This window comes from Gordonia alkanivorans NBRC 16433, assembly GCF_000225505.1.
Taxonomy (GTDB): Bacteria; Actinomycetota; Actinomycetes; order Mycobacteriales; family Mycobacteriaceae; genus Gordonia; species Gordonia alkanivorans.
The window spans coordinates 21448-35088 of sequence record NZ_BACI01000114.1; the positions used below are offsets into that span (position 1 = coordinate 21448).

Annotated in this window: 16 protein-coding genes; 10 read left to right on the forward strand and 6 right to left on the reverse strand. The window is 67.0% G+C overall.

Annotated elements, in window-relative coordinates:
• Positions 1-56 precede the first annotated feature (56 nt).
• Entirely contained in the window at positions 57-608 is a 552-nt protein-coding gene (locus GOALK_RS20635; RefSeq protein ID WP_006360785.1) for a hypothetical protein, read from the forward strand.
• A 73-nt stretch (positions 609-681) separates the two neighbouring features.
• Here GOALK_RS20635 and GOALK_RS20640 read toward each other — a convergent pair whose 3' ends face one another.
• Entirely contained in the window at positions 682-1311 is a 630-nt protein-coding gene (locus tag GOALK_RS20640; RefSeq protein WP_006360786.1) for an MBL fold metallo-hydrolase, read from the reverse strand.
• On the reverse strand, positions 1311-2399 hold the full coding sequence (locus tag GOALK_RS20645; protein ID WP_005200727.1) for an S-(hydroxymethyl)mycothiol dehydrogenase: 1089 nt from the start codon (positions 2397-2399) through the stop codon (positions 1311-1313). The genes GOALK_RS20640 and GOALK_RS20645 overlap by 1 nt, the downstream gene beginning before the upstream one ends.
• 258 nt (positions 2400-2657) lie before the next feature.
• Between GOALK_RS20645 and GOALK_RS20650 the strand changes: the two genes are divergently transcribed.
• Positions 2658-2933 carry a DUF7218 family protein gene (locus tag GOALK_RS20650; RefSeq protein ID WP_006360787.1) on the forward strand — a complete coding sequence of 92 codons (276 nt, stop codon included), beginning with the start codon at positions 2658-2660 and terminating at the stop codon, positions 2931-2933.
• 272 nt (positions 2934-3205) lie between these two features.
• Here GOALK_RS20650 and GOALK_RS20655 read toward each other — a convergent pair whose 3' ends face one another.
• Entirely contained in the window at positions 3206-4009 is an 804-nt protein-coding gene (locus GOALK_RS20655) for a helix-turn-helix transcriptional regulator (protein WP_006360788.1), read from the reverse strand.
• 95 nt (positions 4010-4104) lie between these two features.
• Here GOALK_RS20655 and GOALK_RS20660 point away from each other — a divergent pair, with 95 nt between their 5' ends.
• Positions 4105-5679, forward strand: coding sequence for an AMP-binding protein (locus GOALK_RS20660; RefSeq protein ID WP_006360789.1), 1575 nt, complete (start codon positions 4105-4107; stop codon positions 5677-5679).
• Between the two features lie 228 nt (positions 5680-5907).
• On the opposite strand, the gene GOALK_RS20665 is transcribed toward GOALK_RS20660, so the two are convergent.
• On the reverse strand, positions 5908-6525 hold the full coding sequence (locus GOALK_RS20665) for a pyridoxamine 5'-phosphate oxidase family protein (protein WP_040004393.1): 618 nt from the start codon (positions 6523-6525) through the stop codon (positions 5908-5910).
• 116 nt (positions 6526-6641) lie between these two features.
• Between GOALK_RS20665 and GOALK_RS20670 the strand changes: the two genes are divergently transcribed.
• Positions 6642-7241, forward strand: coding sequence for a DinB family protein (locus GOALK_RS20670; RefSeq protein WP_006360791.1), 600 nt, complete (start codon positions 6642-6644; stop codon positions 7239-7241).
• 1 nt (position 7242) lies between these two features.
• Here the strand turns inward: GOALK_RS20670 and GOALK_RS20675 are convergent, their stop codons facing one another.
• The gene (locus GOALK_RS20675) at positions 7243-8787 is read right to left on the reverse strand and encodes a molybdopterin-dependent oxidoreductase (protein WP_006360792.1); all 1545 of its coding nucleotides are present in this window, start codon (positions 8785-8787) and stop codon (positions 7243-7245) included.
• Between the two features lie 153 nt (positions 8788-8940).
• On the opposite strand from GOALK_RS20675, the gene GOALK_RS20680 reads away from it, so the two are divergent.
• The 6 genes from GOALK_RS20680 (at position 8941) to GOALK_RS20705 (ending at position 13265) form a co-directional block, all read left to right on the forward strand.
• Positions 8941-9600, forward strand: coding sequence for a fasciclin domain-containing protein (locus GOALK_RS20680; RefSeq protein ID WP_006360793.1), 660 nt, complete (start codon positions 8941-8943; stop codon positions 9598-9600).
• Between the two features lie 315 nt (positions 9601-9915).
• The gene (locus GOALK_RS20685) at positions 9916-10578 is read left to right on the forward strand and encodes a fasciclin domain-containing protein (RefSeq protein ID WP_006360794.1); all 663 of its coding nucleotides are present in this window, start codon (positions 9916-9918) and stop codon (positions 10576-10578) included.
• Between the two features lie 280 nt (positions 10579-10858).
• On the forward strand, positions 10859-11221 hold the full coding sequence (locus tag GOALK_RS20690; protein ID WP_006360795.1) for an ArsR/SmtB family transcription factor: 363 nt from the start codon (positions 10859-10861) through the stop codon (positions 11219-11221).
• On the forward strand, positions 11218-12294 hold the full coding sequence (gene arsB / locus GOALK_RS20695; RefSeq protein ID WP_006360796.1) for an ACR3 family arsenite efflux transporter: 1077 nt from the start codon (positions 11218-11220) through the stop codon (positions 12292-12294). Before GOALK_RS20690 ends, arsB begins: the two co-directional genes overlap by 4 nt.
• A 138-nt stretch (positions 12295-12432) precedes the next feature.
• Positions 12433-12858 (forward strand): arsenate reductase ArsC, encoded by a 426-nt coding sequence (locus GOALK_RS20700; RefSeq protein ID WP_040004390.1) that lies wholly within the window; start codon positions 12433-12435, stop codon positions 12856-12858.
• Positions 12855-13265 carry an arsenate-mycothiol transferase ArsC gene (locus GOALK_RS20705; protein WP_006360798.1) on the forward strand — a complete coding sequence of 137 codons (411 nt, stop codon included), beginning with the start codon at positions 12855-12857 and terminating at the stop codon, positions 13263-13265. The genes GOALK_RS20700 and GOALK_RS20705 overlap by 4 nt, the downstream gene beginning before the upstream one ends.
• 22 nt (positions 13266-13287) lie before the next feature.
• Here GOALK_RS20705 and GOALK_RS20710 read toward each other — a convergent pair.
• Positions 13288-13641 (reverse strand): ArsI/CadI family heavy metal resistance metalloenzyme (locus GOALK_RS20710; RefSeq protein WP_006360799.1); only part of this gene is annotated, 354 nt, incomplete at its 5' end.

Below are 13641 nucleotides of genomic sequence, written 5' to 3' on the forward strand. Positions count from 1 at the left end.
GTTGACGGCCACGCGTTCTGGGTACCCGTCCACGGCCATGAATCGAGGAGGCCCCCATGGATACCGCAGTATGGATCATCGTCGCCGTCGTCGTCGTGATAGTCCTGCTCGCCCTTCTGTTGCTGTTCCTGCGTAAGCGTCAGCACGTCCGCCGGACGAAGGCTCATCAGATTCGCGAGAACGCGACGAGCCAGGTGTCGGAATTACGCCAACGCGAGGCGATCGCCGAGGAGTCCGAAGCGCGGGCACGCAAGGCCCAGGCCGAGGCGGACGCCAAGGCCGCCGAGGCGAAACGGCTCAACGAGCAGGCGCGAGCCCACGGCACGCAGGCTGCAGAGAAGCGCGACGAGGTCGAGAGCACCTTTGCCCGAGCCGACGAGCTCGATCCCGATGTCCGAGGTGACCGAGGCGACCGCGCACCCCTCGGCAACGACCACCGCCATGCCCCCGCCGGAACCCCCGGTCCGGGAACGCCCGGGAACGAAACGCCCGGCCACGGAACCCCCGGTCCCGGCGGCCACAATCCCGAAACTCATTCCGGCAGGCACGAATCGGGCGAGCACCTGCCCGGTGGCGGGCAACCGGGGCAGCCTCGGCAACAACCCTGACGTGACATGACGAACCCGGCGCGGGCAGCCCGATGGGCCACCCGCGCCGGGTCTTGTTCGTTCTGTACGCGGATCAGCTGCCGCGCTTGATCCATTCCTCGAGATGAGGCGCCTCGGCGGCGACGGTCGTGCCGTCGCCGTGACCGGTGTAGACCTTGGTCTCGGGATCGAGGGTGAAGATCTTCTCGGTGATCGAGGCGATGATCGTCGGGAAGCTCGAGTACGAGCGTCCCGTCGCGCCCGGGCCGCCCTGGAACAGGGTGTCACCGGAGAACAGCACACCCGCTTCGGGCAGGTGGATCACCGACGAGCCCGGCGAGTGGCCGGGCGTGTTGATGATCGTGAGCTCGGTGCCGGCGATGCTGATCTTCTGCCCGTCCTCGAGATCCTGGTGCGACACGTCGGGATGGGTGTCGTTCCAGAGCATGTCGTCTCCGGGGTGCAGGAGGATCGGCGCACCCGTGGCCTCGGACAGTTCCGGCGCGACGGTGACGTGGTCGTTGTGACCGTGGGTGAGCACGATCGCCTTCACCGTGCGGTCGCCGACGCCTTCGAGGATCGGTGCCGCCGAGTGCGCGGCGTCGATGATGATGACCTCGTCGTCGTTGCCGACGAGCCACACGTTGTTGTCGACGTCCCAGGTGCCGCCGTCGAGGCTGAAGGTGCCCGAGGTGACGACGTTGTCGATGCGCAGCCCGGCCATCAGAGTTCCACCACCGAACGCAGGACCTTGCCGGCCTCCATCGCCGAAAACGCGGCCTCGACGTCGTCGATGCCGATCCGTTCGGTGACGAACTTGTCGAGCGGCAGACGTCCCTGCTCGTACAGGTCGATGAGCATCGGGAAGTCACGCTCGGGCAGGCAGTCGCCGTACCACGAGGACTTCAGAGCGCCACCGCGCGAGAAGAAGTCGACGAGCGGCATCTCCAGGGTCATCTCCGGCGTCGGCACACCGACGAGGACGACGACGCCCGCGAGATCTCGTGCGTAGAAGGCCTGCTTGTAGGTCTCCGGCCGGCCGACCGCGTCGATGACGACGTCGGCACCGTTGCCGTCGGTGAGGTCCTGGACCGCGGTGACCACGTCGTCGACCTTGGTGCCGTCGATGGTGTGGGTCGCGCCGAGCTCCTTGGCCCATTCGAGCTTGCCCGGGTCGCGGTCGATCGCGATGATCTTGGTCGCGCCGGCCAGCTTGGCGCCGGCGATCGCGGCATCACCCACACCGCCGCAACCGATCACGGCGACCGAGTCGCCGCGGCCGACGTTGCCGGTGTTCATGGCGGCACCGATGCCGGCCATCACGCCGCAGCCGAGCAGCCCGGCGACGGCCGGATCGGTCTCGGGATTGACCTTGGTGCACTGCAATTCGTGGATGAGGGTCTTCTCCGCGAAGGCGCCGATGCCCAGTGCGGGCGTCAGCTCGGTGCCGTCGGTGAGGGTCATCGGGACGCTGGCGTTGAAGGTGTCGAAGCAGTACCACGGACGACCGCGCTTACATGCGCGGCACTCGCCACAGACGGCGCGCCAGTTCAGGACGACGAAATCGCCGACCTCGACGTGGGTGACATCCGAGCCGACCGACTCGACGACGCCGGCCGCCTCGTGGCCCAGCAGGAAGGGGTACTCATCGTTGATGCCGCCCTCGCGGTAGGCGAGGTCGGTGTGGCAGACGCCGCAGGCCTTGATAGCCACGACGACATCACGCGCACCCGGGTCCGGGATCACGATGTCGACGACCTCCGTCGGCGACTTCTTGCTGCGCGAGATGACTCCCTTGACTGTCTGAGACATGCGTTCTGTTTCCTTCCGAAACGGCGTTGTCAGCGTTCGTGCTCGTCTGTGTTCCCGGCCGTGGCGACAGGATTCGCCCTTACCGGACACATCGTCACAACCTTATCCGTACCCGCCATTACCGTCCACTCGTGGTCAACAACGTTAACTGCAGGTAGTCGCGCGGTTGGTGTGCACTGCCCGGCTCAGGTTTGGTTGTACCCGCGACCGGGCACGCCCGTGGGAGAAACCGATTGTGTCGACCACGAGGAGGCAGACATGGCGGAGAAGAAGCGCGACCCGGGACCGTCGGTCAAGGATGACGAGCTCTACGAGAAGCTGCGCGACGAGGGCAACTCGAAGGAGAAGTCCGCGCGCATCGCCAATGCCGCGGCCAACAGCTCCCGGTCGGACGTGGGGCGCAGCGGCGGCACATCCGGTTCCTACGAGGACTGGACCGTCGACGAGCTCAAGGACCGCGCGAAGGAACTCGACATCAGCGGGTACTCCGACCTGAAGAAGGACGAGCTGATCGAGAAGCTACGCGACCACTGACATGACGCAGACAGCACCGAAGCCGCCGTCCCTTGTGGGGTCGGCGGCTTCGGCGTGTTGAAGGACGATGCCGGTCAATGCGCCTCTCGGCGAGTGGCCGCTCGAAGCGGCAAAAGGGTTGAGGCCCGGGGCTTGAATCCGTCACCGTCCCGCTTTTCAACTGCGACCGTCGCGGATCTATTCCGGGCCCTCCGACGTGACCTCCGCCACCGGCGGTCCGTAGAAGAAGTACGCGCTATGACCCCGGTTTTTCTACGGATTCCGAGCTGGGGTCAGGGCAGCAGGCCGGCGCGCCGGGCGGCGACCACGGCCTCGAGGCGCGACGACGCGTCGAGCTTGCGCATCGCATCCTTCATGTAGCCCTTGACCGTGTGCACGGTCAGGCCGAGGGCCTCGGCGATCCGCGCATTCGAGTAGCCGAGCGCGGCGAGCGACAGCACGTCCTGTTCGCGTCCGGTCAGCTCGACCACGGCCGAGTCGGCGGCGGTCTCGGCCAGCAGGAAGTCGGTGACGGCGGCGAGTTGTTCGGCGAGACGGGCGTCGTCGACGGTGTCGGCCAGCGAGCGCAGCCGCGCGTAGGCGGCGGTCATCCGGTCGCGCAGCTCGTCCTCGCTCTGGGCTCCGTGCTCCAGCCGGGCCCGCGAGGCCACGATCTCCTGCTCGACGGCGCGCGCCTCGGCGGCCAGGACGTCGAGCATGCGGCCACCGATCGGATCGGGGGTGTGCAGCGCGCCGTAGATGACCGCGACCGGCGTCCGGTTGACGATGATCGGCGCGGCCATCATCGCGCGGAGTCCCTCACGTTCGATGAGCGTGTTGTAGCGGTGGGTGATGTGCGGGGTGCGTAGGTAGTCCTCGACCACCATCGGCCGGTTCAGCGAGACGACCTTGCCGCCCAGCCCGTGCCCGACGTCGACCGAGAGTCCGGCCAGCGCACCTGCATGGTTACCGGCGAAATGCTGGAGGCGCAGGCTCGTCGAATTGTTGACGACGCCGGCGAAGGCCAGGGGCACTCCGCTCGATTTGCGCACCCGTCGCAACGCGTCGGTGACGATCCCGCTCAACGGCTCGGGCATCTCACCTCTCTATCCCCCTCTTCGGAGGGTGGCAGGGACTACATACAGCGCATCACACTGTGACTCAGCTTACTCAGTCAAGAGCGAGGTTCACGATGACACAGGCCACCATGACCCCCACCCACATGGTCGACCGCTGGTTGGCAATCTACGGGGCGCCCGATGCCAACGCGGCGGCACTCCTCGTCGACGACCACGATCCCGACGCGGTCGCGTTCACCGTGATCGAGGTCGAGGCCTCCGCGGACGCCGACTCGGCCCCCGCGCCGATCACCACCGACGTGACCTACGGCGACCTCGCCGAGCGGTCCAAGCGCTTCGCATCGGCGCTGGCCGATCTCGGCGTCGGCCGTGGCGACACCGTCGGCGTCCTCATGGGCAAGCGCGAAGAGCTGGTCGTGTCACTGCTGGCCATCGCCCGCCTCGGCGCCGTCTACATCCCGCTGTTCACCGCCTTCGCCACCCCGGCCATCGAGATGCGCCTGACGTCCGGCAAGGCGAAGGTCGTGATCACCGAACCGAGCCAGGCGTCGAAGCTCGAGGGCATCGACGGGATTCGAGCGATCGTCGCCGGCGAAGAATTCGAGCAGCTGGTTTCCTCGAACGAGCCGATCGCCGAGTCGGTGGCCGTCGGTGGCGACGGCGCGCTGATCCTGCTCTTCACCAGCGGTACCACCGGTGCGCCCAAGGGTGTGCCGGTGCCGGTCAAGGCACTCGCCTCGTTCGTCGCCTACATGCACTACGGCCTCGACGTCCGCGACGACGACGTCTTCTGGAACGCCGCCGACCCGGGTTGGGCCTACGGCCTCTACTACGGCGTCCTCGGCCCGCTGGCCACCGGACACCGCAACCTGCTGCTCCACGCCGGCTTCAGCCCCGAGCTCACCGCGCAGATCCTCGGCGGTCTCGGCGTCACGAACTTCGCCGCGGCACCGACGGTCTACCGCACCCTGAGCAAGGACCCGCGGATCACCGGCTTCGCGTTGCGACGCGCGTCGTCGGCCGGCGAGCCCCTGACCCCCGACGTCATCGGCTGGGCCCAGCAGGCACTCGGCACCGAAGTCCGCGATCACTACGGCCAGACCGAGCACGGCATGTTCATCAACAACCACTGGCACTCCGACGTCTACGAGACGCTCGTCCCCGGCTCGATGGGCAAGCCGATGCCCGGTTTCGCCGCCGGCATCGTCGACGGCCAGATCGCGATCGACGTCCCCGCCAGCCCGCTCATGTGGTTCAGCGGTTACCTCGACGCCCCGGACAAGACCGCCGCCCGGTTCACCGAGGACCGCCGCTGGTACCTCACCGGCGACACCGGCCGCGCCGACGAGGAAGGCCGCTACTTCTTCTCCGCGCGCGACGACGACGTGATCATCATGGCCGGCTACCGCATCGGCCCCTTCGATGTGGAGAGCGTACTGATCACGCACCCGTCGGTGATCGACGTCGCGGTGGTCGGGCGACCCGACGAACTGCGCGGCGAGGTCATCGAGGCGTTCGTCGTCCTCGCTCCCGGCATCGAGGGCACCGAGGCCCTGGAGAAGGAGCTGCAGCAGCTGGTGAAGACCGAGTTCGCCGCGCACGCGTACCCGCGCACCGTGCACTTCGTCGACGCTCTCCCCAAGACCCCCAGCGGCAAGATCCAGCGGTTCCTGCTGCGCAAGGGATAGAGCCGACCGCGTCCCGGCGATCCCGGGACGCGGTCTTCCACGCGCGCGACCCAGCGGGTGCCCCCCTTCCGCTGGGCCGCGTCACCATCGAGCATCGCGGCCGGCTACCGCAATCCGGTCGGCCCGGTGACCTCGATCTCGGTTCGCAATATCGCGAACCTTCGGCCGGCGGGTCATTCGCCCCCGGATGACCCGTCGGCCGGCTCCCACGACGTGCGACGGTCGACGCTACCCGGCCGGAGGTTCTGCCAACGCCAGAACCGAATCCGGGGGAGTCGCACCGGAATACGTGATCGGCGCGTCGTAGACCGTTCTCATCGGTACGACGCCGGTCCAGTCCGCGGACTCGACACCAGGTGCGCCCGTCCGCGCCTTCGCGATCCACTGGCCGTCGACGATCGGCAGCCGCAGTGCGACCGTGGCAGCGAGTTCTTTGCGCGTCGTCTTCCGGACTTCGGCGACACGGCCCGGAATGAGCTTGTCCGACAACACCTCCAGCACCGACTTCGCGTCGTCGACCGGCTCGAGAACACCCCGCACGACTGCCGACCGGTAGTTGGCGGAGTGGTCGAAGAGGGTGTCGGCGATGACGAGCCCGTCCATCACGAACACCGTGAACGCAACGGGCGCACCGGTCGCGACGTGCCGCAGCGCGCCGGCCCCGGTCGATCCGTGCAGCAGGATGTCGTCCCCGTCGCGGGCGAACAGCATCGGCACCGACCACGGCAGCCCGTCGACGACCGTGCTGAGGGTTCCGACCTTCGCCTGGTCGAGGAGTTCGTCGAGTGCGGCGCGGTCGGTGGCACGGGCGGGCTTCCGGGTGAGCGCGTCGAGCGGAGATGTCATGGCGCCCATCGTCGGGCACGGTCGCCGCCGGCTCAACCGATATAGCCGCCATATCCCTCTGTAACGAGGACCGAAGCTGTCCGCAATGGGTCGTAACGTGGTTCTCACCAGCACGAATGATCATCAACGACGAACCGGAGAACACCATGGGCACCTACACCACCGCAGAACTCAGCGTCGACGTCACCGGCGAGAAGCTCGAACTCCTCACGCTACTGCAGGACCAGCGCAACCTGCTCAAGATCTCCGCCCGCAATCTCTCCGACGAGCAGGCTCGCAAGCAGTCCACGGTCAGCACACCGACCATCGGCGCTCTGATCAAGCACCTCGCCAACGGGGAGGAGAACGCCGCCACGATCATCACCGAACGCGACGAGAACGCCGAATTCGACATGAGCCGCGCGGCAACCGAGTACGAGTTGGTCGAGGGGGAGACCCTCGCCGGCTGGCTCGAGGCCTACGACCGCAACGCCGCTCGATTCGACCGCGTGATCGCCGACGCCGAGAGCCTCGACGAGGTCATCCCCCAGCCCACCGCGCCCTGGGCGCCCGAGCGCGAGTGGTCCACGATCCGCACCATGATCCTGCACCTGCTCCGCGAGACCTCTCACCACTGCGGACACGCCGACATCATCCGCGAAGCCCTCGACGGGCAGACCACCATGGGCGCCATCTCCGAGGGTCAGGACTGGGCCGACGCCGAGTGGATGCAGTAGCTCACTCGATGGTCACCGCCCGACTGTGCCAACCGGTGGCGCCCTCCGGGATGGGCGGCACCCGCTCCTCCGGCTGCGTCGCGCCGGTGGCGTCGGTCGCGCGGCAGTACAACGTGTGCCGCCCGGGCGTGGCGTCCCAGGTCCATGTCCACTGCCGCCAGGTGTCGGTCGAGTACTCGGTGGCGAGCTCGGCCGGGTTCCACGGTCCGTCGTCGACGCGGACTTCCACCGAACGGATTCCCCGATGCTGCGCCCACGCGGTGCCCGCGACGACCACCGGCCCCGCGGGCGTCGTCGACAGCGGCGCGGGCCGATCGATCCGCGACGCCGTCTTGATCGGTCCGCGCACGCCCCAGCCCCGCTGGGTCCAATAGGCCTCGGCACGATCGAAGCGGGTGATCTCCCAGTCGACGACCCACTTGCACGCCGACACATAACCGTAGAGACCGGGGATCAACTGCCGCACGGGGTATCCGTGCTCGATGGGTAGCGGTTCTCCGTTCATCCCGACGGCGAGCAGCGCATCGCGGCCGTCCCGGATCGCCTCGAGCGGGCTTCCCGACGTCCATCCGTCGACGCTGGTGGCCAGCAGCATGTCGGCTTCGGCGTGTACCCCGACCTCGGCGAGGATGTCGCGCATCGAGTATCCCAGCCAGCGAGCGTTCCCGGCGAGGTCGCCGCCCACCTCGTTGGACACGCATGTGAGCGTGATGATCCGCTCGATAGCGGGCATCGACTGCAGATCGTCCCACCTCAGCGTCATCTCGCGGTCCACCATCCCGTGAATCCGCAACCGCCAATCCGCGGTGGTCAGCTGCGGGACCTGGAGCGCGGTGTCGATCCGGTAGAACTCGCGGTTGCCGGTCACGAACGGTGTCACCCCATCGATCCGCAACTCGGTACCCGGCGGAACCGGTCTGCTCGCCGAAATCGCGCGCGGCAGCCGAAGCCGCACGCGTTCGGCGAGAGCGCCACCGGTGTCCGCGGCACGCCGGGCCAGGCCGGCGCACACCGCGCCCGTCACGACAACGATCCCGACCGCACCGACGAACTGGCGGCGAGACCACCCCTCTGAACGGGACGCGTCCTCTTCGGACTCGTCTCCGACGGCACTCCCGCGCCCCAGCACCACCAGCACACCCACGGCCACCAGGCCGGCGGCGACCGGCGGCGCGGCGTAGGACACCTCCACCGTGGGTCGGGTCAACGCGGCAACCACGCCGACGGCCGCGAAGGCCAGGACGATCAGTACCCCGACGGGCGGGCGCTTGACTTGCAACACCCCGGCAGCCACGGCGATCAGCAGGATCGCCAACGCCATGCCTGCCAGCAACGCTGGCTTGTCGGCGGTTCCGAACCGGTCTATCGCGAACTCGCGGGCAAATGCAGGCGCATGGTCGACGAGGAACGCCGCGACCGCGCGATACGGTGACGCGAATTGCGAGATACCGATCGCGACGAGTTCGCCGACGGCCAGGCCTCCTGCCACGGCGACAACCCCGGACACCGCTGCCCGCACCGTCGACTCTCGAAACACTTGCACCATTGTCAGCTCCGTTTCCTCCGAGGGGAGTTCGCGCGGCGACAGCGGTCGGATTGGATCAATCCGGCACCGGACCAATCCGCGACGACTCGAGCCGCGAATGACACCTGAGTTCGGCCGGACGGTCGGACAACGACCTACTAGATTGGATGGACCATGGCCATCAAACAAATTCAGCGCCTCGTGGTCGCGGCGTCCGGGCTGGTGCTGGCCGTCGGCGTCATCGCCGGGTGTTCCAGCGACGACACCGACTCGGCCAGCAGCGCTTCCACCACCACTGCCATGTCGGAGATGACCAGCCAGTCCGCCGACACCGCGAGCGGACCGGTCGGCCCCGGCTGCGCGGACTACGCTTCGGCCAATCCGTCTGGCGCGGGCTCGGTTTCCGGGATGGCAATGGACCCGGTCGCCACTGCGGCATCGAACAACCCCGAACTTAAGACACTGACGCAGGCGTTGTCCGGGCAGCTGAATCCGGATGTGAACCTGGTCGACACACTCAACAACGGTGAGTACACGGTCTTCGCACCCACCGACGCGGCTTTCGCCAAGCTGCCGGCCGAAACCGTCGAACAGCTCAAGACCGACTCGGATCTGTTGACCAAGATCCTTACCTACCACGTGGTTTCGGGCCAGGCCACGCCGGACAAGATCGTCGGTGAGCACAAGACCCTCGAGGGTCAGACCGTGACCGTGACCGGATCGCCGGACATGCTCAAGGTCAACGACTCGAGCGTGGTCTGTGGTGGAGTCGCCACCGCCAACGCGCAGGTCTACATGATCGACACGGTCCTTACGCCGCCTGCTGCAGAGTAGTTTTCGGAGTACATCGGCTCGCGGGCAACGGGTTACGCACCCCGAACCTCGTACCGCTGCCAAGATAGAATCTGCCGGTTCCCTGGATGAGGACGCCCCTCCTCCAGGGAACCGTCATGTGTGCGTTCAGCACTCGACCATCCGGCTACGGCCAGACCTCCATGGCACCAAGCCCCGAGTCCCAGGGCCGGCCTGCGGCGTGGACGCCAGAAATGACGGGCAATCTGACCCATCCAGTTCTCACACGGTGCCGAATGCACCTGTGAGGCTGCCATTCAATGCAGCCGAAACCTTCTCGAAGAGATTGGATCAACGATGATCAAGCGTGTTCCCCGTATCGCAGGAGCGGTGACCGGACTGGTCCTCGCCGTCGGCGTGATCGCCGGCTGTTCGAGTGACGATTCCGACTCGTCGAGCGAAACCACCAGCGCAACAACCGGTATGAGCTCGATGACCACGAGCGCAGCCGCCGCCGACCCGGCTGCGAACCTCGTCGGCCCGGGTTGCGCGGCCTACGCCGAAGCCAATCCGTCCGGCCCGGCGTCGATCGCCGGAATGGCCACCGTCCCGGTTGCCACCGCCGCATCGAACAACCCCGAGCTCACCACGCTGACCGCCGCTCTGTCCGGCCAGCTGAACCCCGACGTCAACCTCGTCGAGACGCTGAACAACGGTGAGTACACCGTCTTCGCCCCGACCGACGATGCGTTCGCCAAGCTGCCGCCGGAGACCGTCGAGCAGCTCAAGACCGACAAGGATCTGCTGACCAGCATCCTGACCTACCACGTCGTCGAGGGCCAGGCGACCCCCGACAAGGCTCTCGGCGAGCACACCACCCTCGAGGGCAAGAAGCTCACTGTGAGCGGCGAGGGCGACAACCTCAAGGTCAACGACGCGGGCATCGTGTGCGGTGGCGTCACCACCTCGAACGCCCAGGTCTACCTGATCGACGCCGTGCTGACCCCGCCGGCCTCGTAAGACCCACGACAGCAACGACATCGGTGGGCTGACACGCCCCGGACGCGGATGAGTCGGGACTCCGCGGACACCGATGACCAGCCGATACACCGGCCGGCCGGGCAACCCGGCAATGTGAGACCACGCGCCGATTCCCTGAACGACGACGCTCGTTCAGGGAATCGGCGTGCGTGCGTCAGAAGCTGCGACCCGGATCAGCACTCCGATCGTTCTGGGCATGCGCGCCCGCCTCGGTAGCGGGCGTCTTGTCGCCTGAATCGACGTATGTCAATATTGACGCGTGTCGAATAAGAATCTCCTGCTGTCACCGGGCCGCGGCCTGAGTGGTGACGAGACCGGGGCTGTCACCCCATTGTTGAAGGCGCTTGCGGATCCGGTTCGGCTGCGGTTGCTGTCCGAGGTCGCCGCACATCCGGGCGGCGAGGCGTGCGTCTGCGACATCTCCGGACCGTTCGAACTGTCACAGCCGACGATCTCGCATCACCTGAAGGTGCTGCGCCAGGCAGGTCTGGTGACCAGCGAGCGCCGCGCGACCTGGGTGTACTACCGGGTGAACACCGAAGCGCTGCAACAACTGTCGGACCTGCTGCGGGATCTCGCCGCGGTCGTGGGGGAAACGCGCTCGTGTGAGGCGGACCAGTGACCGCCACCGACACCGCGGTCGCGGGCAAGTTGTCGACGCTGGACCGGTTTCTGCCGGTGTGGATCGGCGCAGCGATGGTCGCCGGACTGCTGCTCGGTCGAGTCGTCCCCGGCCTGGGTGACACTTTGGCGGCGGTCGAGCTCGACGGCATCTCGCTGCCGATCGCCCTCGGATTGCTGATCATGATGTATCCGGTGCTGGCCAAGGTGCGCTACGACCGACTCGACTCGGTCACCGGTGATCGTCGCCTGCTACTCGGGTCGTTGGCGTTGAACTGGATAATCGGACCGGCGTTGATGTTCGCGCTGGCCTGGCTCCTGCTCCCGGACCTGCCGGAGTATCGGACCGGACTGATCATCGTGGGTCTGGCCCGATGCATCGCGATGGTCATCATCTGGAACGACCTGGCGTGCGGTGACCGCGAAGCCGCTGCTGTTCTCGTCGCCCTGAACTCGGTGTTCCAGGTGGTCATGTTCGCCGTGTTGGGTTGGTTCTACCTCTCGGTGTTGCCCGGATGGCTGGGCCTGGAGCAGACGACCATCGACACCTCGCCGTGGCAGATCGCGAAGTCGGTGCTGATCTTCCTGGGTATACCTCTGGTCGCCGGCTTCCTCACCCGCCGCATCGGCGAGCGAACCAAAGGCCGCGACTGGTACGAATCCTCGTTCCTGCCGCGATTGGGGCCGTGGGCCCTTTACGGGTTGCTGTTCACCATCGTCATCCTGTTCGCGTTGCAGGGGGAGCAGATCACGTCGCAGCCGTGGGACGTCGTGCGGATCGCGCTGCCGCTGCTGATCTACTTCGCGGTGATGTGGGGCGGTGGGTTCGTGCTCGGCGCCGCGATGGGGCTGGGGTACGAGCGAACCACCACGCTGGCGTTCACCGCCGCGGGCAACAACTTCGAGCTCGCCATCGCCGTAGCGATCGCCACCTACGGTGCAACATCCGGCCAGGCCCTGGCCGGAGTGATCGGACCGCTCATCGAGGTCCCCGTCCTCGTGGCTCTGGTCTACGTGTCTCTGGCGTTGCGGAAGCGCTTCTCCTCCCCTGCCGCTGTCAGCCCCGATGCTTGACCCGAGGGCCGACCACTCAACGAGATTCGTGCGATCCGCGACCATCTCGATACCCGAGTTCGCGAGCTCGCGGCCGAGCTCGCGGCCGAACGCGTATGACTTCCGACCTTCTCTCACAGCTGAAAGGGCTTGTGTTCCATGCCTTCCTCTCGACCTAGCGTGCTGTTCGTGTGCGTCCACAATGCCGGCCGATCGCAGATGGCCGCCGGTTTCCTGACCGCTCTCGGCCGGGACAGCGTCGAGGTCCGCTCCGCCGGATCCGCACCTGCCGACTCGATCAACCCTGCCGCTGTCGAGGCGATGGCTGAAGTCGGTATCGACATCTCCGCGCAGTCACCGAAGATCCTCACCCCCGACACCGTCGAATCCTCCGATGTGGTGATCACCATGGGCTGTGGCGATGCGTGCCCGGTGTTCCCCGGCGTCAGCTACCGCGATTGGGTCCTCGACGACCCGGCCGGTCAAGGCATTGATGCGGTCCGCCCGATCCGCGATCAGATCCGCGGGCTCGTCGAGGACCTGCTCGACGAACTGGTCCCCGCCGACCAGCAGGTCGGCCGATGAGCACACCACCGAAGGTGTTGTTCGTGTGCGTGAGCAACCGCGGGAAATCCGTGATGGCCGAACATCTCACGCCCACGGTCACCGACCGGATCACCCCATCCTCGGCCGGAACGAGTGCGAAGATCGGCGGTCAGGTCAACGAACTGTCCGCCCAGGTGCTCGCCGAAGTCGGCGCTGATGTCGCCGGACACGAGCCGCGGCAACTGACCGACGAACTGATGCGCGCCGCTGATCTTGTCGTGGTGGTCGGCACCGCCGGGGTCACCCCACCGGAAGGCGTCGCCCTCGAGGTGTGGAAGACCGACGAACCCTCGACGCGAGGCATCGACGGCGTCGAGCGGATGCGCCTGATCCGCGACGACATCACCGCCCGGATTCGCGTTCTCGCCGACCGCATCACGGGGTAGGCGAGAACGCGAACCGAGGCTGTCAGCAGCAGGCTGTGCGCGCCTCGGCCTGGTCTGCGGCGCTGCCACCGCAGCACACCGAGCCCTGCTCGGCGTCCTCGGTGGCGTTCTGTTCCAGCAGTTTCGGGCTGGTCCCGAACGTCTCGGAGTCCGCGAGCACGGTGTAGACCTCCCACTTCTCCTTCGCCGGTCCGGTCACCCACACCTTGTCCTGCGTCGCGAAACAGCAGGTGGAGTTGATCTCCTCCTGGGTGAACAGGCCCTCCCCGGACAACCGGGCGATCTCGGCGTGCACCTTCTCGCTCGACTCGACCTCGACGCCGAGATGGTTGATCGTGCCGCCCTGGCCGGGATTCTCCAGCAGCACCAGCTTCAG